Origin of the sequence: Allokutzneria albata (assembly GCF_900103775.1) — a bacterium.
GTDB lineage: Bacteria > Actinomycetota > Actinomycetes > Mycobacteriales > Pseudonocardiaceae > Allokutzneria > Allokutzneria albata.
This window is the reverse complement of sequence record NZ_LT629701.1, coordinates 4,012,754-4,035,859: the sequence shown is the minus strand read 5'-3', so window position 1 is coordinate 4,035,859 and position 23,106 is coordinate 4,012,754. Positions and strand designations below refer to the sequence as shown.

At 70.3% G+C, this 23,106-nt stretch carries 26 protein-coding genes; 16 read left to right on the top strand and 10 right to left on the bottom strand.

Annotation, left to right across the window (positions count from 1 at the left end):
* Positions 1 to 7 precede the first annotated feature (7 nt).
* Positions 8 to 349, bottom strand: coding sequence for a hypothetical protein (locus BLT28_RS17800; protein ID WP_083383760.1), 342 nt, complete (start codon positions 347 to 349; stop codon positions 8 to 10).
* A 200-nt stretch (positions 350 to 549) separates the two neighbouring features.
* Complete coding sequence (locus BLT28_RS17795) at positions 550 to 1,242, bottom strand: GntR family transcriptional regulator (RefSeq protein ID WP_030429730.1); 693 nt, start codon at positions 1,240 to 1,242, stop codon at positions 550 to 552.
* Between the two features lie 108 nt (positions 1,243 to 1,350).
* On the opposite strand from BLT28_RS17795, the gene BLT28_RS17790 reads away from it, so the two are divergent.
* The 9 genes from BLT28_RS17790 (at position 1,351) to BLT28_RS17750 (ending at position 9,381) form a co-directional block, all read left to right on the top strand.
* Complete coding sequence (locus BLT28_RS17790; RefSeq protein ID WP_030429729.1) at positions 1,351 to 2,604, top strand: MFS transporter; 1,254 nt, start codon at positions 1,351 to 1,353, stop codon at positions 2,602 to 2,604.
* A gap of 12 nt (positions 2,605 to 2,616) precedes the next feature.
* On the top strand, positions 2,617 to 3,417 hold the full coding sequence (locus BLT28_RS17785; protein WP_030429728.1) for a putative hydro-lyase: 801 nt from the start codon (positions 2,617 to 2,619) through the stop codon (positions 3,415 to 3,417).
* A gap of 5 nt (positions 3,418 to 3,422) precedes the next feature.
* The gene (locus tag BLT28_RS17780; RefSeq protein WP_043811671.1) at positions 3,423 to 4,184 is read left to right on the top strand and encodes a LamB/YcsF family protein; all 762 of its coding nucleotides are present in this window, start codon (positions 3,423 to 3,425) and stop codon (positions 4,182 to 4,184) included.
* A gap of 2 nt (positions 4,185 to 4,186) precedes the next feature.
* Entirely contained in the window at positions 4,187 to 4,831 is a 645-nt protein-coding gene (locus tag BLT28_RS17775; protein WP_030429726.1) for a 5-oxoprolinase subunit B family protein, read from the top strand.
* Positions 4,828 to 5,685 (top strand): 5-oxoprolinase subunit C family protein, encoded by an 858-nt coding sequence (locus BLT28_RS17770; RefSeq protein WP_030429725.1) that lies wholly within the window; start codon positions 4,828 to 4,830, stop codon positions 5,683 to 5,685. Before BLT28_RS17775 ends, BLT28_RS17770 begins: the two co-directional genes overlap by 4 nt.
* 4 nt (positions 5,686 to 5,689) lie before the next feature.
* Positions 5,690 to 6,466, top strand: a complete 777-nt coding sequence (locus BLT28_RS17765) for a GNAT family N-acetyltransferase (RefSeq protein WP_030429724.1) — start codon at positions 5,690 to 5,692, stop codon at positions 6,464 to 6,466.
* A gap of 185 nt (positions 6,467 to 6,651) precedes the next feature.
* On the top strand, positions 6,652 to 7,680 hold the full coding sequence (locus tag BLT28_RS17760) for an ABC transporter substrate-binding protein (protein ID WP_162184844.1): 1,029 nt from the start codon (positions 6,652 to 6,654) through the stop codon (positions 7,678 to 7,680).
* A 135-nt stretch (positions 7,681 to 7,815) separates the two neighbouring features.
* Entirely contained in the window at positions 7,816 to 8,334 is a 519-nt protein-coding gene (locus tag BLT28_RS17755) for a M23 family metallopeptidase (protein WP_030429722.1), read from the top strand.
* A 120-nt stretch (positions 8,335 to 8,454) separates the two neighbouring features.
* On the top strand, positions 8,455 to 9,381 hold the full coding sequence (locus BLT28_RS17750) for a hypothetical protein (RefSeq protein WP_030429721.1): 927 nt from the start codon (positions 8,455 to 8,457) through the stop codon (positions 9,379 to 9,381).
* On the opposite strand, the gene BLT28_RS17745 is transcribed toward BLT28_RS17750, so the two are convergent.
* Positions 9,362 to 10,117, bottom strand: a complete 756-nt coding sequence (locus BLT28_RS17745; protein ID WP_197684048.1) for an SDR family oxidoreductase — start codon at positions 10,115 to 10,117, stop codon at positions 9,362 to 9,364. The genes BLT28_RS17750 and BLT28_RS17745 overlap by 20 nt on opposite strands.
* 191 nt (positions 10,118 to 10,308) lie before the next feature.
* On the opposite strand from BLT28_RS17745, the gene BLT28_RS17740 reads away from it, so the two are divergent.
* Complete coding sequence (locus tag BLT28_RS17740) at positions 10,309 to 11,247, top strand: AraC family transcriptional regulator (RefSeq protein ID WP_197684047.1); 939 nt, start codon at positions 10,309 to 10,311, stop codon at positions 11,245 to 11,247.
* A 101-nt stretch (positions 11,248 to 11,348) separates the two neighbouring features.
* Entirely contained in the window at positions 11,349 to 11,606 is a 258-nt protein-coding gene (locus BLT28_RS17735) for a hypothetical protein (RefSeq protein WP_156050960.1), read from the top strand.
* Positions 11,607 to 11,828: 222 nt separating this feature from the next.
* Here BLT28_RS17735 and BLT28_RS17730 read toward each other — a convergent pair whose 3' ends face one another.
* Both BLT28_RS17730 and BLT28_RS17725 read right to left on the bottom strand, forming a co-directional pair.
* Positions 11,829 to 12,422, bottom strand: a complete 594-nt coding sequence (locus tag BLT28_RS17730; RefSeq protein WP_052407340.1) for a winged helix-turn-helix domain-containing protein — start codon at positions 12,420 to 12,422, stop codon at positions 11,829 to 11,831.
* 46 nt (positions 12,423 to 12,468) lie between these two features.
* On the bottom strand, positions 12,469 to 12,924 hold the full coding sequence (locus BLT28_RS17725; protein WP_197684046.1) for an Lrp/AsnC family transcriptional regulator: 456 nt from the start codon (positions 12,922 to 12,924) through the stop codon (positions 12,469 to 12,471).
* 107 nt (positions 12,925 to 13,031) lie between these two features.
* Here BLT28_RS17725 and BLT28_RS17720 point away from each other — a divergent pair, with 107 nt between their 5' ends.
* Both BLT28_RS17720 and kynU read left to right on the top strand, forming a co-directional pair.
* Entirely contained in the window at positions 13,032 to 13,856 is an 825-nt protein-coding gene (locus tag BLT28_RS17720) for a tryptophan 2,3-dioxygenase (protein ID WP_231950816.1), read from the top strand.
* A gap of 13 nt (positions 13,857 to 13,869) precedes the next feature.
* Positions 13,870 to 15,039, top strand: coding sequence for a kynureninase (kynU, locus tag BLT28_RS17715; RefSeq protein ID WP_030429714.1), 1,170 nt, complete (start codon positions 13,870 to 13,872; stop codon positions 15,037 to 15,039).
* Here the strand turns inward: kynU and BLT28_RS17710 are convergent.
* A complete protein-coding gene (locus tag BLT28_RS17710; RefSeq protein ID WP_030429713.1) occupies positions 15,032 to 15,787 on the bottom strand; it encodes an alpha/beta hydrolase family protein in 756 nt (251 codons plus the stop codon). The genes kynU and BLT28_RS17710 overlap by 8 nt on opposite strands.
* A 75-nt stretch (positions 15,788 to 15,862) precedes the next feature.
* Here BLT28_RS17710 and BLT28_RS41405 point away from each other — a divergent pair, with 75 nt between their 5' ends.
* The gene (locus BLT28_RS41405) at positions 15,863 to 16,183 is read left to right on the top strand and encodes a GlsB/YeaQ/YmgE family stress response membrane protein (RefSeq protein ID WP_197684045.1); all 321 of its coding nucleotides are present in this window, start codon (positions 15,863 to 15,865) and stop codon (positions 16,181 to 16,183) included.
* 8 nt (positions 16,184 to 16,191) lie between these two features.
* Here the strand turns inward: BLT28_RS41405 and BLT28_RS17700 are convergent, their stop codons facing one another.
* Both BLT28_RS17700 and BLT28_RS42890 read right to left on the bottom strand, forming a co-directional pair.
* A complete protein-coding gene (locus tag BLT28_RS17700; protein ID WP_030429711.1) occupies positions 16,192 to 16,692 on the bottom strand; it encodes an OsmC family protein in 501 nt (166 codons plus the stop codon).
* 43 nt (positions 16,693 to 16,735) lie between these two features.
* Positions 16,736 to 16,801, bottom strand: a complete 66-nt coding sequence (locus tag BLT28_RS42890; protein WP_407638819.1) for a putative leader peptide — start codon at positions 16,799 to 16,801, stop codon at positions 16,736 to 16,738.
* Between the two features lie 254 nt (positions 16,802 to 17,055).
* Here BLT28_RS42890 and BLT28_RS17695 point away from each other — a divergent pair, with 254 nt between their 5' ends.
* Entirely contained in the window at positions 17,056 to 18,360 is a 1,305-nt protein-coding gene (locus BLT28_RS17695) for a bifunctional o-acetylhomoserine/o-acetylserine sulfhydrylase (RefSeq protein ID WP_030429710.1), read from the top strand.
* A complete protein-coding gene (metX, locus tag BLT28_RS17690) occupies positions 18,357 to 19,487 on the top strand; it encodes a homoserine O-acetyltransferase MetX (protein WP_030429709.1) in 1,131 nt (376 codons plus the stop codon). Before BLT28_RS17695 ends, metX begins: the two co-directional genes overlap by 4 nt.
* Positions 19,488 to 19,550: 63 nt before the next feature.
* Here metX and BLT28_RS17685 read toward each other — a convergent pair whose 3' ends face one another.
* Complete coding sequence (locus BLT28_RS17685; RefSeq protein WP_030429708.1) at positions 19,551 to 21,473, bottom strand: peptidoglycan recognition protein family protein; 1,923 nt, start codon at positions 21,471 to 21,473, stop codon at positions 19,551 to 19,553.
* Between the two features lie 33 nt (positions 21,474 to 21,506).
* Complete coding sequence (locus BLT28_RS17680) at positions 21,507 to 22,991, bottom strand: aminotransferase-like domain-containing protein (protein WP_030429707.1); 1,485 nt, start codon at positions 22,989 to 22,991, stop codon at positions 21,507 to 21,509.
* Positions 22,992 to 23,106: the final 115 nt, after the last annotated feature.

The following is a 23,106-nucleotide window of genomic DNA, read 5'->3' as shown; positions in this document are numbered from 1 at the left end:
GGTGCTGTCAGCACTTCTTGTCGGTGGCCTTGCCGTCGAGCCCCTTGACGATGAAGTTCACCTTCTTGTTGTCCTTCGTCTTTTTCGGGGCCGCGATGTAGCAGTGCACCGTCACGTGGTTCGGGGGGTACGACGGCGGACCGAGCACCTCGTAAGTCAGGCGGAGGCGAATCGTGCGGTTGCAGTGGTTGTTGTAGTAGACGGTGGTCGATGACGTCCCTGGTCCGTACGACCAGGCGACAGCGCACCCGTCCCTGCCGTCCGGGTAGATCGTGCCGTCCTTCGCCAACGCCGGAACGGCCAAGGGGCCCAGGCACAGCACGGCCGCGAGGGCGGCTGCTGTGGACACAACACGCATTGGAACTCCAAGGGAATGTGACAGTGACGCCACAGCGCCGCCGCCACGCCGCGAAACCGAAGCGAAGAGCGTCCCAGTTGGCAGAGGTTACGGCAAATTATTCGTGACAGCCCGAAGAAATGCCACGAAAGTGTTTCGCGCTCATAGTGTCGTGGTCGCTCGAAAAGTCATTAGTGCGACAAAATGGTCAGTTATGAGAGATCTTTCGCGTGGGTGGCGAAACCGGTGAGGAGCTGGTTCTCCGCGACGGTGAGGTAGTCGGCCAGCTTCTCGACGGCGGAGGGGCCGTCGCCTTCGCGGAGGTCGGCGAGGATCTGCTGGTTGCGGCTCAGGTACGGGGCGTGGAAGCGCTTCGGGTCGTTCATGACGTGGAAGGCCAGCCGGAGCTCGGCGATGATCTGCTGCATCATCTCGTCGAGCCGCGGGCTGCCCGCCAAGCCGATGAGCGCCTGGTGGAAGTGCATGTTCGCGGTGCCCAGCTCGCGCCACTGGCCGGCGCGCTCGGCCCGCTCGCCCTCGGTGACGGCGGCCTCGACCTGGGCCAGGCCCGCGGGCGGTGCGGTGATCGCGCCGACGACGGAGCATTCGAGCATCCGCCGGACCCGGTAGAGGTCGCGGACGTCGTCGGCGGTCAGTGAGCGGACGAACACGCCGCGGTTCATCTCGTGGGTGAGCAGCCGCGCGTGGGTGAGCAGCCGGAACGCCTCGCGCAGCGTGTTCCTGGAGATGTTCAGCGCCTTGACGATCTTGTCCTCGGCCAGCCGTTCGCCGGGCTGGAAGGCCCCTTCGATGATCCGGGTGCGCAGGATCTCGGCCACCTTGTCCGCCGTGCTGATGCGGCCGAGCAGGGCGCGGTCGGCTTCGAGGGAGAGCGAGGCGTTCACCGATCCAGTCAAGCACCGGATACCAGAACGAAACAACTTTCCTCTTGAGGGATTGTTCAACAATCCTCTACCTTCAGTGTGGTCCACCCCACAGCAGCTGGAGGGCAGATGAGCACAGACACCGCCCAGGACACGCGGCCCTTCGCGTGGTTCCGCACCCTCGGCCCCAAGGGCAAGCGCGCCTTCGTGGGCTCCTTCGGCGGCTACGGCCTCGACTCCTACGACTTCCAGGTGCTGCCGCTGGGCATGGTGGCGATCTCGGCCTACTTCGGGATCTCCAGCGGGCAGGCGGGCCTGCTCAGCACCGTGACGCTGGTGATGTCCGCGGTCGGCGGCATCGGCGCGGGCATCCTCGCCGACCGCGTCGGCCGGGCGCGCACGCTGATGGCCAGCGTGCTCGTCTACGCGCTGTTCACCGCGCTCTGCGGGTTCGCGCCGACCTACGAGACGCTGCTCGTCTTCCGCGCGCTGCAGGGCATCGGCTTCGGAGCGGAGTGGGCGGCGGGCGCGATCCTGGTCGCCGAGTACGCCTCGTCGCAGTACCGGGGGCGGACGGTGGCGTTCATCCAGAGCGCCTGGGCGGTCGGCTGGGGGCTCGCCGTCGTGGTCTACACGGTGGTGTTCAACCTGGTCGATCCCGATCTCGCCTGGCGGGTGCTGTTCTGGACCGGAGCCCTGCCCGCGCTGCTGATCCTTTACGTGCGGCGCAACGTGACCGACTCGCCCGCGACCGAAAAGCGCCGCACCACCGCGAAAGAGCGGGGCACGTTCCGCGCGATCATGCGCGGCAGGCTCGGCCGCACCACGTTCTTCGCGGCGCTGCTCGCGACCGGTGTGCAGGGCGGCTACTACACCCTCGCGACCTGGATCCCGGCCTACCTCAAGGCCGAGCGCGGGCTGACCGTCGTCGGGACGGGCGGCTACCTCGCCTTCCAGATCACCGGAGCGTTCATCGGCTACGTCACCGGCGGGTACTTCACCGACTGGCTGGGGCGCAAGAAGACCTTCGTGCTGTTCGCGGTGCTCTCGGCGGTGCTGATCGTCGGCTACACGGCCGTCCCGGTCGGTGCGGACACGCTCGTGCTCCTCCTCGGGTTCCCGCTCGGCTTCTGCACGTCGGCCATCTTCAGCGGGTTCGGCGCGTTCCTCGCCGAGCTCTACCCCTCGGCGCTGCGCGGGACCGGACAGGGCTTCACCTACAACTTCGGTCGCGCGGTCGGCTCGCTGTTCCCCACGATCGTCGGCTTCCTCGCCGTGACCATGGGCGTCGGCGGCGCGATGATCGTTGGAGCGTTCGCCTACGGCATCGCCGTGGTCGCGCTGCTCGGCCTCCCGGAGACCGCAGGCATGGAACTGGAGTGAGCTGTGTCCACTGTGTACACGCAGGATGAGCGCGCCAGGCTGGCCCCGGAGACCGCCCGCGCGGTGTTCCGCTCCGGCACCGTCGAGCCGACCAGCGGCTGGTCGCACGGCTACGCCCAGGCCAACATGATCTCCGTGCCCGAGGACTGGGCCTACGACGTGCTGCTGTTCGCGCAGCGCAACCGCAAGCCCTGCCCGGTGCTCGACGTGACCGACGCCGGGGCGTCCGGCACGGTGCTGGCCACCGGCGCCGACCTGCGCACCGACCTGCCGAAGTACCGGGTGTGGGAAGGGGGCGAGCTGGTCGACGAGCCGACCGACGTGCTCGGGCACTGGCGGAAGGACCTGGTGACCTTCCTGATCGGGTGCAGCTTCACCTTCGAGTTCGCGCTGACCACCGCGGGCATCCCGCTCCGGCACGTCGAGCAGGGGCGCAACGTGTCGATGTACGTGACCAACCGGCAGTGCCGCCCGGCGCGGCGGTTGCACGGGCCGATGGTGGTGTCCATGCGCCACGTCCCCGCGCACCTGGTGGAGACGGCGACGCGGGTCAGCGGCCTGATGCCCGAGGTGCACGGCGCCCCGGTGCACGTGGGAGCGCCCATCAAGCTGGGTATCCAGGACCTGGCCAAGCCGGACTTCGGCGACCCGGTCCGGCCGCTCAGGGGCGACGTCCCGGTGTTCTGGGCGTGCGGGGTGACGCCGCAGGCCGCACTCATGGCGTCCCGGCCGCCGTTCGCGATCACCCACGCGCCGGGGCACATGTTCGTCACCGACAGGCCGGACTCGGAGTACCGGTTGGGGGCACAATGACCGAGATGATCATCGACCTGAACAGCGACCTCGGCGAGGGCTTCGGGCCGTGGCCGATGGGCGACGACGAGGCCCTGCTCGGCATCGTGAGCAGCGCGAACGTCGCCTGCGGGTTCCACGCGGGGGACCCGTCGACCATGCGGAGGGTGTGCGCGCTCGCGGTCGCCGGAGGGGTGGCGGTCGGGGCCCACGTCGGCTACCGCGACCTCGCGGGCTTCGGCAGGCGCGCGATCGACGTCGACGCGGGCACGCTCGCCGACGACGTGCTCTACCAACTCGGGGCGCTCGACGCGTTCGCGCGCGCAGCCGGGGACCGCGTGCGCTACGTCAAGCCGCACGGTGCGCTCTACAACACCGCCGTCCACGACGAGAAGCAGGCGGGCGCGATCGTGGCGGCGATCCGTTCCTACGACCCTGGCCTGCCGGTGATGTGCCTGCCGGGCTCGCGGTTGCTCGAACTGGCCGAGAAGGCTGGAATCCCCGCTGTGGCAGAGGCTTTCGCCGACCGGGCCTACACGCCGGAAGGCACGCTCGTGTCGCGGAAGGAGCCCGGCTCGGTGCTGCACGACGTGGACGTGATCGTCGAGCGATGTGTCCGGATGGCGGCGGGGGAGGCGATATCGGCGGTCGACGGTTCGCCGCTGAAGGTCTCCGCGCGGTCGATCTGCGTGCACGGGGACACGCCTGGAGCCGTCGCCATCGCGACGAAGGTCCGCGCGGGTCTCGACGCCGCCGGTGTGGCGGTCAAGCCCTTTGGAGTCGGCTGAGAATGTCCGAAGATCCGGTTGCGGGATCGAGCATCGTCAAGGTTCACCGCTGCGGCCGCGATGCCGCGCTGGTCGAGCTGTCCGGGCTCGACGAAGTCCTCGGCCTGCACGCCGCTCTGCGGGCCGAGGCAGCCAGCTGGCTGGTCGAGCTGGTACCCGCCGCCAGAACCCTGTTGGTGCGCTTCGATCCCCATGTGACCACAATGGACAGAGTGGTCGATCACGTTGCCGCCCTTGAGTACTCCACTGTGGACAGTCAGGGGATGGAGGAGGTCGTCGTCCCGGTGCGCTACGACGGCGCCGACCTCGCCGACGTCGCCTCGTGCGCAGGGATGACCGAGGCCGAGGTGATCGAGCGGCACACCGGCGCCCGCTACACCGTCGCCTTCTGCGGTTTCGCGCCCGGGTTCGGCTACCTCACCGGCCTCGACCGCGAGTTGTGGCTGCCGCGCAGGGAAACCCCGCGCACGAAGGTGCCCGCCGGGTCGGTCGCGCTCGCCGACCAGTACGCCGGGGTCTACCCGCGCTCCTCGCCCGGCGGCTGGCACATCCTGGGCAGCACCGACCTGCCGGTCTGGGACGCCGACCGCGACCCGCCCGCCCTGCTCGTCCCGGGCACCCCCGTCCGCTTCGAGGTCGTCCGGTGATCACGATCGTCACCCCCGGCCCGCAGGCGCTGGTGCAGGACATGGGCAGGCCCGGGCTGGCCGAGCTCGGCGTCGGGCGCTCGGGCGCGGCCGACCGGCGCAGCCTCGCGCTGGCCAACCGCCTCGTCGGCAACCCGGAGACCCACGCGGGCATCGAGATCACCTTCGGCGGCCTCGTCGCCCGCTTCGCCAGGCCCGCGCTGGTCGCGGTGGCCGGCGCGCCCTGTCCGGTCAGGGCGGGTGAGCGCGCCGCCGCCATGTACGGGCCGATCTGGGTGCGCGCGGGCGACGAGCTCAGGCTCGGGCGGCCCAGCGCGGGGCTGCGCAGCTACCTCGCGGTGCGCGGCGGCATCGACGTGCCGCAGGTGCTCGGCTCCCGGGCGACGGACCTGATGTCCGGGCTCGGCCCCGATCCCCTTGCCGCGGGAGCGGTCCTGCCGATCGGAGTGTCCACAGAGGACTTCCCCGCGGTGGACATCGCCCCGCAGGCGCCGTACCGGGAGGAGCCCGTGCTGCGCGTGCTGCCGGGCCCGCGCGCGGACTGGTTCACCGAGAACGCGCTGGAGTCCTTGTGCGGTGGGCACTACGAGGTCAGCCCGGCGAGCAACCGCATCGGCGTCCGGCTCACCGGCCCCGTGCTGGGCAGGCGGGAGCCCGACCGCGAACTGCCGCCGGAGGCGATGGTGCTCGGTGCGCTCCAGGTCCCGCCCTCGGGCCAGCCGATCCTGTTCCTCGCCGATCACCCGGTGACCGGCGGTTACCCGGTGATCGGCGTCGTGGAGCCCGAGGATCTGCCCCTTGCGGCACAGGTGCGGCCGGGCCAGCGAATTCGTTTCCGCGCGGTCGCACCATAGGGACATGGACCTCGCAGCAGCCCTGGAGCGCAACCACGCCGAGCACGCCGCCCACCTGCTCCGGGGCCTCCCGGGTGCCCGGGTGGACGAGCCCGGTGACGTGCTCGTCGCCGACAGCGGGCTCGCTGACGACACGTTCAACATGGTGATCGACGCCCGGTTCACCGAGGACACGGCCGGAGAACGGATCGCCGAGGTCGTGGCGTCGCTGCCGCAGGGGCGGCCGTTCGTCTGGTGGGTGGGCCCCAACTCGCGGCCGGTCGACATCTCCGAGCGGCTGGCCGAAGCCGGGTTCCCGGCGGGCGACGAGGAGGAGAACACCATGTGGTGCCCGATGGCGGAGTTCGAGGGGGCGTCGGCGGCTGATCTGGAGATCGTCAAGGTCGGCACGGAGCGGCAGCTGGAGGACTTCGCGGCCGTGCTGGCCCCGCTCTGGACCCCGCCGTCGCCGACGGTTCCGGAGTTCTACCGGACGGTCGCGGCCAAGGCGGTCCTGCCGGACTGCCCCGCCCGGTTCTTCGTCGGCTACCGCGACGGGCGGCCGGTGGCGACCGCGGAGGTCTTTCTGGCCGCCGGCGTCGCCGGGATCTACAACGTCGCCACGGCCGAGGGCCACCGACGGCGGGGCTACGCGTCCGCGCTGACCTCGGCGGCGCTGGCCGAGGCTGCCGGAGCCGGGTACCGCGCGGCCGTGCTGCAGGCGTCCGAGGCGGGCGAGCCGGTGTACCACAAGCTCGGCTTCCGCGCTTTCGGCAAGGTGCGCGAACATGCACTCGCCTGAGCGGGAGGCCGGAAGTCTCGCAAAACGACCAGGGTCGGGCCGGAGAACACTGTCATTACATTGAGGCGGTCTTGTCGGGCCTGTCACGCCGACCTAACATCCTGTGCACGGTGTGGAAACGATTCCATGCACACTCCTTGATCGAGAGGGGATCGGGGGCGTTTCCCGCGCGGGGGAGGATGTTCGTGCAGCTGCGCAGACTGGTCGCGGTGGCGGTCGCCGCCGTGCTCGCGGTCACCACCACGGCCTGTGGCCTGGAGAAGCAGCCCGAGGGGCCGCCGGTGGTCCGGATCGGGGTCGGCGGGCTGCCGCTGCTGGTCTACCTGCCCACCACGCTCGCCCAGCGGCTCGGCTACTACGCCGACGAGGGCCTCGACGTGCGGCTGCAGGAGTTCCAGTCCGGCGCGAAGGCGTTGCAGGGCCTGCAGGCCAAAGAGGTCGACGTGGTCAGCGGTTTCTACGACCACGCCATCCAGATGCAGGCGAAGCGGCGGCCGGTCAAGGCGTTCGTGAACATGCTCCGCTACCCCTCGCTGGTGCTCGCGGTCTCGCCGAAGACCAGCAGACGGATCACCTCCATCGCCGACCTCAAGGGCGCCAGGGTCGGGGTCACCGGTCCCGGCTCCTCCACCGACTTCCTGCTCAAGTACCTCCTGGTGCGCAACGGCTTACGCGCCGACGACGCGGACGCGGTGGCCATAGGGGGTGACAGCAGCGCGGTCGCGGCCATGGAGAGCGGCAGGGTGGACGCCGCCGTCATGATCGATCCCGCGTTCTCCCTGGTGCAGAAGCGCTTCGGCGCCGACAAGGTGCGCGTGCTCAGCGACACCAGGACCGCTGCCGGGGTCCGCGCCGAGTTCGGCGTCTCCACCTATCCCGCGACGGTGCTGTACTCCGGCTCCGAATGGGTCGGCGGCAACGCGCCGGTGGCCGGGAAGCTGACCAGGGCGATCGTCCGCACGCTCGACTGGATGCGCAAGCACACCGCGGCCGAGATCGCCGAGAAGATGCCCCGCGAGTACGCGGGCGGCGATTTCGAGACCTACGTCCAGGCCATCGCGCACGCGAAGGACGCGTTCTCACAGGACGGCACGATCCCCATCAACGGGGCCGAGGCGGTGTCGGGAATCCTGCGCCAGTTCGAGCCGGAGATCGCGCGCATCTCCGTCATTCTCGAGGACACGTTCACGAATGAGTTCGTAACCCGAAGCTGAACAATATTCCCGTTTTGTATCGGGACTGTATGCGAAAATCCTACACTTCTGCACATCGGCGGGCCCGCTTTTCCCTGCTTTCCGCGGGATACCGCCGACGGACTCCCCCTGCATGTCCGAAGAAGTGAGGAACAGATGGCTACCGTTACCGTTCGCACGGCGGTCGCGGCGCTGGCCACCAGTGCCGCCACCCTGCTCGCCCTCGCCACCCCGGCCACGGCCGCGCCCAACCTGCGCACCCCGTTCGACTGCGGGCAGGTGTGGAACGCCAACACCCGCACCAACCACAACCCACAGCTGTCGGTGGACTTCCAGCGCGGCGACGCGCAGGGCAAGAACGTCCGCTCCAGCGCCGCGGGCAAGGTCGTCACCCGCCGCGACCTCGGCGGGACCAGCTACGGCAAGTACCTGGTCATCGACCACGGCGGCGGCTGGCAGACGCTGTACGCGCACCTGAGCGCCTTCAACGTGGCGCTGGGTCAGAGCGTGTCCACCGGCACCATCATCGGCAAGGTCGGCAGCACCGGCGGATCCACCGGCCCGCACCTGCACTACGAGCAGAAGCTCAACGGCGTCGTGCAGCGCGCGGTGCTCAACGGCAAGGCGGTCCTCTACTTCGGCAACACCTCGATCACCAGCAGCACCGGCTGCTGATCCGTTCGGCGCAACTCCCGGCGGCCGTCCCCGCCGGGAGTTCGCGTCTTTTCGGATCTGGTCGTCCTTCCGGCGTGCTGGCAGGCTTGGTGATCTTCGCCCTGCCCCCGGAGGTCGTTCGTGGTCGTTGTCCTGGCAGTCGTCGCCGCACTGGTCGCGAGTTTCGTCGCGTCCCCGGCGCCTCCGGCCTCCGCCGCTGTAAGCGATGCCGAACTGGCCTATCACTGGGCCCCGGTGCACTACCAGGACACCGATTCCTCCAATGCGAGCGCCGACTACCTGTCACCGATCGACTTCGACGGCAACTGGACCGGCCGGGACAATTGGGAGAACCAGGCGAGACAACAGCAGAACCTGCGTGGCGCGGCTTATTACTCGGTCACCGAGAACGCCCATTTCCACTACCTGCTCTACGCCTTCTTCCACCCGCGTGACTGGAGCGACTGGAATCCCCTCGAAGAACACGAGAACGACCTCGAAGGCGTGCTCGTGGTGGTCCAGAAGGGCGGCCAGTGGGGGACGCTGCGCGCGATGGTGACCGTGCCGCACCGGGACTTCTACTCGTACACGCCCGCCGGGAGCCCGTTCACCTCCGGCCGGGAGAACATCGACGGCACCATCGTGACCACCACGCACGACGGCGTGGCGCGGCCCTCGACGTTCCAGGAGGCGAAGGGGCACGGGCTCTACCGCTGGGACGGCAGGAACTTCCCCGGCGGGGACGGCGTCGTGTACTACCCGGCGCGCGGCACCGGTGAGGTCCCCAGCGGCGGCAACGACCGCCGGGTCGGCTACCAGCTGATCGACGTCTTCGCCGCGGGCGGGCTGTGGGCGCACCGCGACGACCCAGCGACCTTCCGCTCGTGGGGGACGTTCTCCGGCGACAACGGGAGGGACAACGCCGCGAACGCGCCGTGGGGCTGGGACGACCACGACGACGAGCCGGGCCGGGGCGAGCTGGCCACCGATCCCGCGCGGGTGATCCGCGACTACTTCGCCGACGCGGACGACCAGAGCTCGGCCTACGTCAGGAACCCGTACCGCTGACCATGCCCGCCGAGGTGTACCCGCCCGTGACCGCCCAGTCCGAGCCGGTGATGAAGGCCGAGGACGGGGAGCAGAGGAACAGCACCACCTCGGCGACCTCGGCCGGATCGGCGACCCGGCCCAGCGGGTGGAACGGCGTGCCCCGCCCGGAGCCTGCCGCGTCGCCGGTGAACTGGTCCAGCACCTCGGCCCAGGTCCAGGCTGGAGAGACGGAGTTGACCCGGATGCCGTCCTCGGCGAAGTCCGCGGCGATGTTCCTGGTCAGCTCGACCAGCGCGGCCTTGCTGACCGGGGCCAGCCAGCGACTTCGCCGGACCGTGCCGTCGGAGGTGAGGTTGACGATCGCGCCGCCCGCCGCGCGCAGGTGCGGGTGGGCCGCGCGGGCGGTGATCGCGGCGCTGACCACGCCGGTGTTGAGGGAGTCCAGCCAGTGGAAGCGTTCCGCGCCGTGGCCCGCCGGGCTGCCGCCGAGGTTGACCACCGCGTCCAGCCCGCCGAACGCGTCGGCCGCGCGCCGCAGGCAGGCCGCGACCTGGGCGTCGTCGGTGGTCTCGCAACGGGCGAAGCGGACCCCGGGGCCGACCCGCTCGTCCGGCCTGCTGTCGCCGAGCAGCACCCGGGCGCCGGCCTCGCGCAGCGCGCTCAGCACCGCGGTGCCGATGGGCGTCGGCCCGTCGTCGGTGGACCCGCCCAGCACCACCACGGCCTTCCCGGCCAGCTCCCGCATGTTCCTCATTTCCGTGCGCGCGCCTGAGACACAGGGTGACCGGGTGGTCATGGTCTCGCCAAGCCCCCTGACGCACCCTCGATACAGTTTGCGCAGCAATGTGCACATTTCACTTGGGGAGGTTCACCGGTATGCCCGAAGGTCCGCTCGCTGGACCAAGTCGCGCCCCTCGCCGGCTTCCGCTTGCCGGTCATCCCCTGTTGCGCACGCAGGATCTGGACGCCTTCCGCGAGCAGATCGCGCGCTCCTTCTGCCCGCACCGGCTGGACCTGCTCGGACCGGGTGCGCGGCTGGACGCCCGGCAGCACGGGGCGAAGCTGGGACGGCTCGCGCTGCACTACATCGACTACGGCGCGCGGGTGCGCGTCCGGGCCGAGGGCATCGACGGCTTCTTCGCGGTGCAGGTCCCGCAGGCGGGCTCTGGGGTGATCCGCTGCGGGCAGCGGGAGATCGTCATGGGCGTCCGCACGGCCTCGATCCCCGGCCCCACCGATGACGTGGACATGGTGCTGGACGGCGGCACCCCGCAGCTGGTCGTCCGGATCGACCGCGAGGCCGTGGAGAGCAGGCTGCACCAGCTGCTCGGCCGCCCGCCGCGCGGGGTGCTGCGCTTCGACCTCGGCATGGACCTGACCAAGCCGGAGGCGCGGGCGTGGCTGGCCCAGCTCCGGTGGGCCTGCGCCGTGCTGGACCGGGACCCGGCGCCCTCGCCCCTGGTCACCGAGCACCTGGAGCAGTCGCTGATCACCGGGCTGCTGCTCGGGCACCGCTCCAACTTCTCCGCGGCGCTGCACGCCGACCAGGCCGCCTCGATGTCGAAGACGGTGCGGCGGGCCGTGGACATCATCGAGGGGCACGCCGCGGAACCGCTGACGGTGGAGGACCTCGCCGAGGCGGTCGGCGTCGGGGTGCGCGCGCTGCAGGGCGGGTTCCGGCGGCACCTGGACACCACGCCCATGGCGTACCTGCGCGAGGTCCGGCTGGCCAAGGTGCACGAGGAGCTGCGCGCGGCCGACCCGAACGCGGTGACAACGGTGACCGAGGTGGCCTCGCGGTGGGGCTTCTGGCACCCGGGTCGCTTCGCCGCGGCGTATCGGCAGCGTTACGGCGAGACCCCGTCCGCGACCTTGCAGCGCTGAAACCGTTATGTCCATTGTGGACGAAATAGTCGGTAATAGTCTTGCTGTACAGGGAGATGCCGGGATGCCTGCACGCCTGTCCGGTTGAATCGCGTTTACCGATGTTCTCCTTCTGGGAAGAATCGCCTAAACTGGCCTATTACCCAGCAGGAGGTGTCGCGATGGAGGAGTGGGTCAACAGTATCGCGTGGTCGAACGTGTTCACCCTGATGTTGGCGGTTCTCGCCGTCGTAGCGGCCGTTCTGGCCTGCGCGATGCTGGCGAAGAGCCTGGACCGCGCGCTGCGCGAGGAGCGCCGCGGAACCCGTGAGGGCGATGACGAACCGCTCGGCGTCACCGTCGAGCGTTCGTCCAGTTAGGACACTCGACCGACAGTGCGGCCCTGCACCTCACACTCCGAAAACCTCGGGCGCAGTTTTCGCTGAGGTGCGGGGGCTCCGCCGAAACCCCTCCTTTTCCCGTCGCCGCAACGGCCTCGCTCGTGTCGGCAGGCGAGCGATCAGGCCGCGGCGTCGTGCGTCTGCCTGTAAATCCCGCTCGTGGAACTGGTGCACCTGGTAAAGCTGTAACGGATCCACGGCTCAGCCGCCTCCTTGCTTGTCCGTGTCGGCGAGGGTGCTGGCGAAGAACAGCCGCACGGCGCGGTGTCCTTCCGGGCGCGCCTCGGCGTTCTCCATCCGGTCGCCGTAGCGCTGGAGGAGCGCGTACATCTCCTCCTTCAGTTCGGCCAGTTCCTCGGGCGTCACGAACGCGACGGTGGCCGAGAAACCGTTGGCCTTGCGCCACTCCTCCGGTTCGGAGGGGCCACGGCGCAGCGACGCCTTCATCCGCGTCGCCTCGGAGTCGAGGAACGCCTCGGACGCCGCCTGGCCCGCGGCCGCCGCCTCGGGGCTGACGTCACCGCCGTCGACGGCCCACGACTGCTCGACGCTGGCCATCCGCCACGGCTTCTCCCTGCCCTGACCGCCGGGCGCCTGTTCCACGTAGCCGTACTTGGCCAGCGTGTTCAGGTGGTAGGAGCAGTTCGCCACGCTCTCGTCGAGCACCTCGGCGCACCGGGTCGCGGTGGCCTGCCCCTCGACGGTGAGCAGGTCGATGATCTTCCAGCGCAGCGGGTGCGCGAGCGCGCGCAGCTGCTTGGGGTCCTCGATCTTGCTGTGCTTCTTGGCTGCCACGGTTAGCAAGGTATCTTGCTAAAGACTCCTTTAGCAAGAGTTCTTGTTATTCGGTGGGCGGGGCGACGGGGCGCCAGTCGATCGGCGTGGACAGCACCATGGCGCTGGAGGTCTCGCCGTAGCGCGACAGCCGTTCCAGCAGCTGCTCCAGCGCTCGGATCGTCGGCGCGGCGACCTTCACGACCGAGCAGATGTCGCCGGTGAGGCGCACGACCTCCATCACCTCGGGGCAGTCGGCCAGCAGCTCCGGGTGCACGGTGATGCAGCGCGCGCCGTAGCACTTCATCCGCACCAGGGCGATCACCGGTCGTCCGGCGGCGGTGGGGTCGACGCGCGCGTGGTAGCCCTGGATCACCCCGGCCGCCTCCAGCCGGCGCACGCGCTGCGCCACGGTCGGCGCCGAGACGTGCACGCGGCGGGACAGCTCGTTGTAGGACAGCCGGGCGTCCTCCTGGAGCGCGTCCAGCAGGGCCCAGTCGACCTTGTCCAACGGCGTGTTCATGACCGTAAGCGTAGGTCGGCGATCCGTTTTCGGCCGGAAAGAGAGAAGGGCCCATTCGCCGTCGACGGCCATTCCACGCAGGGGATTCGCGGAGCACCATGGTTCGGGTGAAAACGAGGACCCAAGAGCCCAACCTGGACTTCGCGGGCACGACTCCCTACGAGGACTACGTGCACGCCTCCGTGCTGCACTCCTTGCAGCAGCGCTGGTCGAACGATCCCGGCGAGATGTCGTTCCTGGTGATCACGCAGATCATGGAGCTGTACTTCGGCCTGCTGTGCTTCGAGTGGCAGCAGGCGCAGCAGGAGCTGCGCGCCGACGACCTCGACTCGGCCCGGCACACCCTGCACCGCAGCGTGCTGCACCTGCAGGGGGTCAACGCCGCCTGGCGCTCGATCGCCAGGATGACCCCGGAGGAGTTCAACGCCTTCCGGAGCAACCTCGGCGAGGGCTCCGGCTTCCAGTCGGCCATGTACCGGCACGTGGAGTTCCTGCTCGGCGAGAAGTCCGCGTCCATGATCGTCCCGCACCGCGCGGTGCCCGCGGTCGAGGCGGAGCTGGAGTCCGCGCTGCGCTCGCCGAGCCTGTACGACGACGTGCTGGAGTACCTGCACCGCCGGGGTTACGCCGTGCCGAAGGAGGTCCTGGAGCGCGACCGGTCCCGGGTCTACGAGGCCCATCCCGAGGTCGAGCGGGTCTGGGCGGAGATCTACTCCTCGCGCGCCGAGCACCACGACACCCAGCAGCTCGGCGAGGTGCTGACCGACATCGCCGAGGAGTTCGCGCGCTGGCGCTACGACCACCTCCTCGCCACCCGCCGCGCGATGGGCTCCAAGCCCGGCACCGGCGGCTCGGCCGGCGTGGCGTGGCTGGAGAAGCGCACGCAGCGCACCGTTTTCCCCGAGCTGTGGACCGCCCGCAGCTACGTCTGATCCGGGAGTGTTGATGCCATCCCTCGCCGAGCGCGCCCGCGAACTCGACGCGATCGATCCCCTCGCCGACCGCCGCAAGCTGTTCGACCTGGACGACTCGGTGGTCTACCTGGACGGCAACTCCCTCGGCGCACCACCGCGTTCGGTCGCCGACCGGATGACCGAGGTCGTCCGCGAGCAGTGGGGCCGCAGGCTGATCCGCTCGTGGGGCGAAGGCTGGTGGACCGCCCCGGAGCGCGTGGGCGACCGCATCGCCCCGCTCGTCGGCGCCGCTCCCGGTCAGGTCGTCGTCGGCGACTCGACCAGCGCGAACCTGTTCAAGGCGCTTGTCGCCGCTCTGCGCATGGCCGAGGGGCGCAAGGAGATCGTCGTCGACGCGGCGACCTTCCCCACGGACGGCTACATCGCGTCCTCGGTGGCCCGGCTGATGGGCGCCACGGTGCGGGCCGCGGCCCTGGATGCGTTGGAGCTCACCGAGAACACCGCGGTCGTGCTGGCCAACCAGGTCGACTACCGCACGGGCCGGGCCTACGACGTCGGCGCGATCACCTCGGAGGTGCACGCCGCGGGCGCCTTGGTGTTGTGGGACCTGTGCCACAGCGTGGGTGCTCTCCCCGTGGACCTCGACGCGCACGGCGTGGACCTCGCGGTCGGTTGCACCTACAAGTTTCTCAACGGTGGCCCCGGAGCGCCTGCTTTCCTCTATGTGCCACAGCGTCTGCAGGACTCGTTCGACCAGCCGCTCGCGGGGTGGAACGGGCACCGCGAGCCCTTCGCGATGGCCCCGGAGTTCGAGCCGTCTTCCGCGATCGCCCGCGGGCGCTGCGGCACGCCGGACATCCTGTCGATGCTCGCGCTGGACGCCGCGCTCGACGTGTGGGACGGCGTGAACATCACCGATGTCCGCGAGAAAAGCCTTGCGCTGACCGGGTTCTTCATCGACTGCGTCGATTCGCTCGTCGGCTCGCGCGTTTCCGTTGTAACGCCACGTGATTCGACGCGCGGCAGTCAGGTTTCGCTTGCGTGCGAGGACGCGCAGGCGGTGATGGACGCGCTGATCGCTCGCGACGTGATCGGCGACTTCCGCCCGCCCAACGTGCTGCGCTTCGGCTTCGCCGCGCTCTACGGCCGCTACACCGACGCGCTGCGCGCCGCTTCGACCCTGGCGGACGTGCTCACGTGACATCCGCCAGGGCGCGGAGAACTTCCGGCCATGCGGGCGAAAGCGGGTCGATGACCGCGAAGTGGTCCGTGCCCGGCAGCTCGCGCAGGTCGCAGCGCGGGCCGGCCTGCGCCGCGTAGTTGCGGCTCGCCTCGATCGGGACGAGGCCGTCGGCGTCTCCGTGCAGGAGCACCGTCGGCACCTCGGTCGGGGTGAGCCGCATCGGATCGGCGACCTCGTAGCGGTCCGGCACCGATCTCGGTGTCCCACCGAGCAGAGCGCCCACAGCGTCGTCGTCCAGCCGTAGCCGCGACGCCAGCTCCAGATCGCAGACGCCTGCCAACGAGACCACGCCCTTCACCGGGACGCGCGAGGCCGCCCACAACGCCAGGTGCCCGCCCGCGGAGTGACCGATCAGCCCGACCCGGCTCAGGTCCGCGCGCGGACCCAGCAGCTCCGGCAGCGCCTCCAGCCCCGCCGCGACATCGTCGAAGGTTCCCGGCCAGCCCCCGCCGGGCTGTCCCGTGCGGCGGTACTCCGGAGCGCAGACCAGGTAGCCCGCCTCCCGGAGCGCGACGCACATCGGACGCGTGTGCACGCGGTCGTACGCCGCCCGCCAGAACCCGCCGTGGATCACCACCGCGACCGGGAACGGCCCGTCGCCCTGCGGAAACCACAGGTCGACGACGTGGTCGGGGTGCTCGCCGTAAGCCACAGTGCGGTCCGGCCCCGGCGCCGGGCGGGACAGCACATCGCGGGAGTCAGCCACGGCAGGACGCTAGCAAAAGCCGTGTCGGTGGGTGCTGGGAAGATCATCGCGTCGTCGAGCGTCTTGGAGGGGAACGTGACCTTTTCGGTCGTCATCAGCGCCGTGGTCATGGGCGTGGTCATCGGGGTCATGGCGCGGATCGTGCTGCCGGGCAAACAGCGCATCCCGCTGTGGCTCACCGCGCTGGTCGGCATCGGCTCCGCGCTGGTCGGCACGCTCCTCGCGAGCCTGTTCAACCTCAGCGAGACCCCGGGGATCGACTGGATCGAGCTGTTCATCCAGCTCGGCATCGCCTCCGCCGGCGTCGCCATCGCCGAGATGGTGCTCGCCCCGGCCAAGCGCAAGCGCAAGCGCCGTGGCGCCCGCGCCCGCGCTCGCGTGAAAGCCCGCGACTGAGCCGAGACCTACAGGGCCAGGGCCGTGCGCGTGGGGGTCTCCGCGCGGAACAGGTCGAGCACGGGGCAGTGCCGGTCGACGTTCCAACGCAGTTCCTCGTAGCGCGCACGGGTTTCCGGGCCGGTCAGCGACACCTGCACGCGGATCGCGGTGAAGCCGGGACGGATGTGCTCGGCGAAGCCGAAGAAGCCGCGCACGTCCAGGTCGCCCTCCACGGTCACCGAGACCCCGTCGAGGCGGATGCCCAGCCGCGCCGCCCAGAACTGGTAGGTGATCACCTGGCAGGAGCCGAGCGCGGCGAGGGCGTACTCGACGGGGTTGGGGGCGACGTCGGTGCCACCGAGGGTGGCGGGCTCGTCGACGGCGAAGCCGTGGCCGCGGGCCTCGACGCTGACCTGCGTCGGGGTGCCGGGGACCAGCGCGTTGGTGGTGCGGAAGGTGACGGCGGCCTGGTTGACGTCCTCGGTGACGGCGTCACGGGTCGCGTCGATGACTTCGGACAGGGACATGCGCACTCCTCCAAAAAGGGCTGACCGGAAAAGGGAAGTCGGGTCAGGCCGGACAGCGCGAGGTGGTCGACCGGCACAGGTCGACGTGACGCCTTTTGGTGAGGAGCACGGCGCCATGGTCGGGGTGGCGCGGGAATGCGGTCAAGAAAGCTCTCACATCGTGGGCCGACGCGGAGCGCCGTTGCTAGCCTGCGCATCGTGACCGGACTGGTACGCCGTCTGCACGTGGATCTGCTCCGCGTGAACAGCATGGGCTGTCGCCGCTTCGCGGGCTGAGCCCCGACCTCCCTCTTCACTTTTCCCTTTTCTCGCGCGGGCTTTCGCGCGCCCAATTTCTCGCTGAGCCGATCGAGGAGCACAGCCATGCCCGAAAACTGGTCATTCGAGACCAAGCAGGTCCACTCCGGCACCCAGGCCGACCCCGCGACCGGTGCTCGCGCGGTGCCGATCTACCAGACGACCTCGTTCGTCTTCCGGGACACCGAGCACGCGGCGAACCTGTTCAGCCTCGCCGAGCCGGGCAACATCTACACGCGGATCAACAACCCGACCCAGGACGCGCTCGAACAGCGGCTCGCCGCTTTGGAGGGCGGGGTCGCCGCGGTCGCGCTGGCGTCCGGGCAGGCCGCCGAGACGCTCACGATCCTGACGCTGGCGAGCGCCGGTGACCACATCGTCTCCAGCGCCTCGCTCTACGGCGGCACCTACAACCTGTTCCACTACACGTTGCCGAAGCTGGGCATCGAGGTCACCTTCGTCGACGACCCGGACGACCTCGGAGCGTGGCGAGCCGCGATCCGGCCCAACACCAAGGCTTTCTTCGCCGAGACGCTGGCCAACCCGCGCAGCAACGTCCTCGACATCACCGCCGTCGCGGACATCGCGCACACGGCGGGAGTGCCGTTGATCGTCGACAACACCGTGCCGACGCCGTACCTGTTGCGCCCCCTGGACCACGGCGCGGACATCGTCGTGCACTCGGCCACGAAGTACCTGGGCGGTCACGGAACCGCGATCGGCGGGGTCGTGGTGGACGGCGGCAAGTTCGACTTCGGCCTGGACCCGCAGCGCTTCCCCGGTTTCAACGAGCCGGACCCCAGCTACAACGGTCTGCGGTACTGGCCGGTGCTCGGGCACGGGGCGTTCGCGGCGAAACTTCGCGTCCAGGGGCTGCGCGATCTCGGTCCCGCGATCTCGCCGTTCAACGCTTTCCTTTTGCTGCAAGGGATCGAGACGTTGTCGCTGCGCATCGAGCGGCACGTGGCCAACGCGCAGGCGCTCGCGGAGTGGCTGTCGGCGCGGGACGAAGTCGAGGCCGTGCACTACGCGGGCCTTCCGAGCAGCCCGTGGTTCGATCTCGCGCAGCGGTACCTGCCGCGCGGTGCCGGGGCGGTGGTAGCTTTCGAGCTTCGCGGCGGTGTGGATGCGGGACGCGCATTCGTGAATGGGTTGGAGTTGTTCAGCCACTTGGTCAACATCGGCGATGTGCGCAGCTTGGTCGCGCACCCAGCGAGCACCACCCACAGTCAGCTCTCCGAGGCCGAACGCCTGGCCAGCGGCGTGACCCCGGGCCTGGTCCGGCTCGCCGTCGGCATCGAGGGCGTCGAGGACCTGAAAGCCGATCTGGACTCGGGTTTCCGCGCGGCGAAGGCGGCGTTGCGTCAATGACCCTGGTGCGCCCGGACGTCTCCGCTCCCCTTCCCGTCACGGCCGCGTGGCGGGAGGGGGACCACCCCGGACAGCGGAAGTTCCTCACGTTGCCCGACCCGTTCCCGCTCCAGTCCGGCGGAGCCCTGCTCGGGGCGAAGCTGGCCTACGAGACGTGGGGAACCCTCGATCCCGACGGGGGCAACGCGATCCTGGTGGAGCACGCGCTCACCGGGGACAGCCACGTCATCGGCGAGGCGGGGGAGGGACACCCCACGCCGGGGTGGTGGAGCGAGCTGATCGGGCCGGGGCGCGTCGTCGACCCGGCGCGCTGGTTCATCGTCTGCACCAACGCGCTCGGCGGTTGTCAGGGCAGCACCGGGCCCTCTTCCCTCGACCCGCAGGGGAAGCCGTGGGGAAGCCGGTTCCCCGCGCTGACCGTGCGGGACATGACGCGGGCCGAGGTGCACCTCGCCGACGCGCTCGGCGTGCGGCGCTGGGCCGCGGTGATCGGCGGTTCCCTCGGCAGCATGCGGACGCTGGAGTGGGCGGTCGACCAACCCGATCGGGTGGAATCCGCCCTGGTGCTCGCGGGCACCGCGGTCGCGTCGGCCGAGCAGATCGCCTGGTGCTACACGCAGTTGAGCGCCATCTACAGCGATCCCCACTGGTACGACGGGGATTACTACGACAAACCGGTCGGCCCGCACCTCGGGCTCAGCCTGGCGCGGCGGATCGCGCACACCACCTACCGCAGTCCGGGCGAGCTGGAGGCGCGCTTCGGCCACGCGCGGCAACCCGGGGAGGAGCGCTTCGCCGTCGAGTCCTATTTGGACCACCACGCGCGGAAGCTGGTGCGGCGCTTCGACGCCGGGAGCTACGTGGCCCTGACCAAGGCGATGACGAGCTTCGACGTCGGCAGGGACCGCGGCGGTGCCGAGGCGGCGCTGCGCCGGGTCACCGCGCGGGTGGCGGTCGCCGGAGTGGACAGCGACCGGATCTACCCGTTGGAGCAGCAGGAGTTCATCGCCGAGCACATCCCGGCATCGGGGCCGCTGCACGTGGTCCACTCCGACTACGGCCACGACGGCCTGCTCATCGAGGCCGAACAGGTCGGACGCATCGTCGCCGACCTGCTCGACCCCTGATGTGCACCGAATGAGTCATTCAGTGCACTCAACGCACCGAATGACTCATTCGGTCCGTAAACGTCAGCGGGGGGCGCCGATGGCTCCGGGGAGGACGTGGACGTCGGCGGCCTTCACGTACGCGACGCGGTGGCCGAGGAACACCTGGTAGTAGCGTTCCTCGCCGCGCACGACGACGCGCGGACCGGCCCATTCCTTGGCGAAGTAGTACTCGGAGGGCACCGAGAGGTCGGCTGCGACATACCGCTGGCCGGGCGACATGGTGTACTGCAACGGTTCCACGGTCTGCACGGGGACCCCGGTGCCCTCGTACGCGGCAGCCTCCGGATAGGCGACGCCGAAGACGGGGACCGAAGCGCGACCGGGACGCGGAGTCACCACGAAGCCGGTCCCGGGCACAGCGGTCGGAGCGCCCGGCGGGTTGTGGAACCACGCCTTCTGGCCGAGGTACCACACCGCGGTCCAGTCACCGGAGCGGCCGGCGACGGCGAAGCGCTGGCCGGTGTCGACGCGGCCGCCGATGTCGCTGACCTGGCGCGTGCTGTTGCTGCCGTCCGGGCGCAGGCCGATGTCCTTGACCAGCGGAGCGTCGGCGCGCGGCTCGGTGTGCAGGAAAACCGTTGTGGTGCCGCGAGTCGGGCAGATCTCGGCGGGCTTGGTGCTGTCGCAGCCGTACATCGGCGGGTGGTTGCCGGCGTAGTCCGGCATGATCGTCACGATGCCGGAGTGGTCGCCGCCGCGCGGGGTGAACGGTGCCTTCAACAGGTCGAAGTAGTGCGCCCAGTCCCAGTAGGGACCCGGGTCCCAGTGCATGCCGCGGACCTTGGCGGGCGAGACCCCGGGAACGTTGTCGTGGCCGAGGATGTGCGCGCGGTCCAGCGGGACGCCGTGCTTGTGCGCCAGGTACCGCACGAGCCGCGCGGAGGTCCGGTACATCGCCTCGGTGTACCAGGTGCCCTTCGCCGCGAAGCCTTCGTGCTCAAGGCCGATCGAGTGCGTGTTGACGTACCAGTTGCCCGCGTGCCACGCGACGTCCTTGGCCTTGACGTGCTGGGCGATGTGGCCGTCGGAGGAGCGCAGCGAGTACTGCCAGCTCACCCACTTCGGGTCCTTGATCAGCCGGAGCGTGGTGTCCCAGTAGCCCTCGGTGTCGTGGATGACGATGTACTTGATCGGCATGTCCACGGGCCGGTTCGCCTTGTCGTGGTTGCCGTACTTCTGCGGATCGCTCGGCGTGTGGTGCTCGTAGGCGGCGGGGATCCACTCGCAGCCGAGATCGCGCGGGCACTCGGCCTCGTTGGGAGCACTGGGCTTCAGGCCCATCCGGTCGACGATCCCGGTGTCCGCCTTGAGGTCCGTGGCGGTCAGCCGCACCGCGTGCCCGTCGTCGGTGGTGCGCGCCTCGCCGGAGCGGATCACCTCGAAGACGTCGTCGGCGAAGCGCTTCGCGGTCGCGGTGTCCTTGGCGCCGCTGTACTTGGCGACCGCTCCGTACCAGTCGCCAAGCGCACGGTGGTGCGAAGCGAGCAACGCCGCTCCACCGCGGATGTTCTGCCGTGGGTTGGTCCGCAGCACCGCGCGGTCCACGCCGGTCAACCGCTCCGCCGCCTCGATCGTGCGCAGCTCAGCGGGAACTCCCTGCTGCGGTGTGCTGTCCACTGCCTTCAGCGGCCTGCTCAGGTCGCCGCGCGGGTCCTCGGCGTCCGAGCCGTGGTGGTCGTGCTCGTCCACGTCGAGCGCCGCCGCGTCCGTCAGGTGCATCGGGCCGTAGCCCGCACCGCGGCTCGGCGCGCCCGCGTTGGTGTCCCACCGCGACTCCAGGAAGGAGACGCCCAGCAGCACGCTCTCCGGGACACCGAACTCCTTGGCAGCCGCGGCGTAGTCGCCCTGGCGGCCGGGATCAGGAGCGGCGGCGCCCGTGCTGGGCAGCGCCAGCGCGGCGACGGCCACGAGGACAGCCGCGCGTAAGGCAGGGGAAACGGACATCGGTGACCTCCTGGAGAACCGACACTCGACGCCTCAGACCTTTGTCGCCGCCCCCGGAGGCGTCAACACTTCACCAATCACCGTTGAAGGTCTGTTAGCGGCGAACTTCTGCCACATCTCCGCCAGCCGGTCCACCACCGCGGTCAGCTCGTCGGGGCCGCGGAGGAACGGGATGCGCAGGTGGTCGTCGCAGTCGCCGCGCACCGAGAACCCCGGGCCTGCCAGCAGCGCGATCCCTTGGCGCAGTGCGATCTGGGCGAAGGCCGAGGCGCTGCCGTGCGGCAACCGCACCCACAACGTCTGCCCGCCGGTCACCGGCCGCGGCGTCCAGTCGGGCAGCCGCTCCGCCAGCCGTTCGCGCAGCCGGTCGTGGCACACCCGCAGCTCCGCCACCCGCCGCGCCCGCAGCTGCGGCAGGTGCGGCAGCAGCTCCAGCACGGCGCGCTGCGCGAGCACCGGACTGCCCATGTCGTGCAGCGCCTTCACCCGCGCCAGCCGGGCGATCCGGGACGCGGGAGCGCGCACCCAGCCGACCCGCAGCCCGCCCCAGACCAGCTTGCTCAGCGATCCCACCGTGAGGATGTCGCCGTCCGGCGCGTAGCTCGCCAGCGGCGGTGGCGCGAGGTCGTGGAAGCCCAGCTCGGCCAGTGTCTCGTCCTCCACCAGGGGGACGCCCAGCTCCGCGGCGCGCAGCACGATGCGCCGCCGCACCAACGGCGGCAGCACCGCCCCGGTCGGGTTCTGGTGGGTCGGGATGAGGTAGCCCAACCGGGTGTGGTCGCGGGCGAGCAGCCGCAGGAACTCCGCGTGGTCCAGCCCGGCGGGTCCGCACTCCGCCCCGCTGATCACCGCGCCCGCCTCGCGGAAGAGCTCCAGGGCTCCCGGATAGCTCGGCGTCTCGCACACCACGCCGTTGCCCGAGGTGAGGAACGTGCTGGTGATCAGCGCGAGCGCCTGCTGCGCGCCGGTGGTGATCATGACCTGCTCGGGACCGGTGGGCACCCCGCGCGCGGTGTAGCTCCGCGCGATCGCCGCGCGCAGCTCGGCCAGCCCGGCCGGGTGGTAGCCGATGTCCGCGCCCACGTCGCCGACGAAGCGGTCCACCGCGCTGCGGTAGGCCTCGGCCAGCTCGGGCGGGGGAGTGGTCGGTGCCGCGCAGCCGAGTTGCACGATGTCGTCCGACGGCTCCATCAGGTGCAGGAACAGCGTGTTCATGCTGCCCTCCGCGCCGGTCGGGGCGGAGGGGGCGCGGGTGTCGGCGACCTGGGTGCCGCTGCCCTGCCTGCGGACGATCCGCCCCTCCTGGCGCAGCACGTCGTAGGCGGAGATGATCGTGCTACGGCCGACCGCGAGGGCCAACGCGAGCGCGCGGTCGGTCGGCAGCGTGGTGCCCGCCCGGATCTGCCCCTCGTCGATGAGCAGCCGCAGCCTGGCGGCCAGCAGCAGGTACAGCGCGCCCCGCCCGCCGGACCAGCGGCCCAGCAGTGTCACCAGCTCGTCGCAGGACAGGATTCTCATCGGCACACCAATTGGCCCAGATTGGTGCTGCCGGTCAACCGGGCCCGGTCATGAAGCTCGTGGAATGGGTTCCTCACGGTACGACGTCGATCATGCACCAGTCGACCCCAGCACC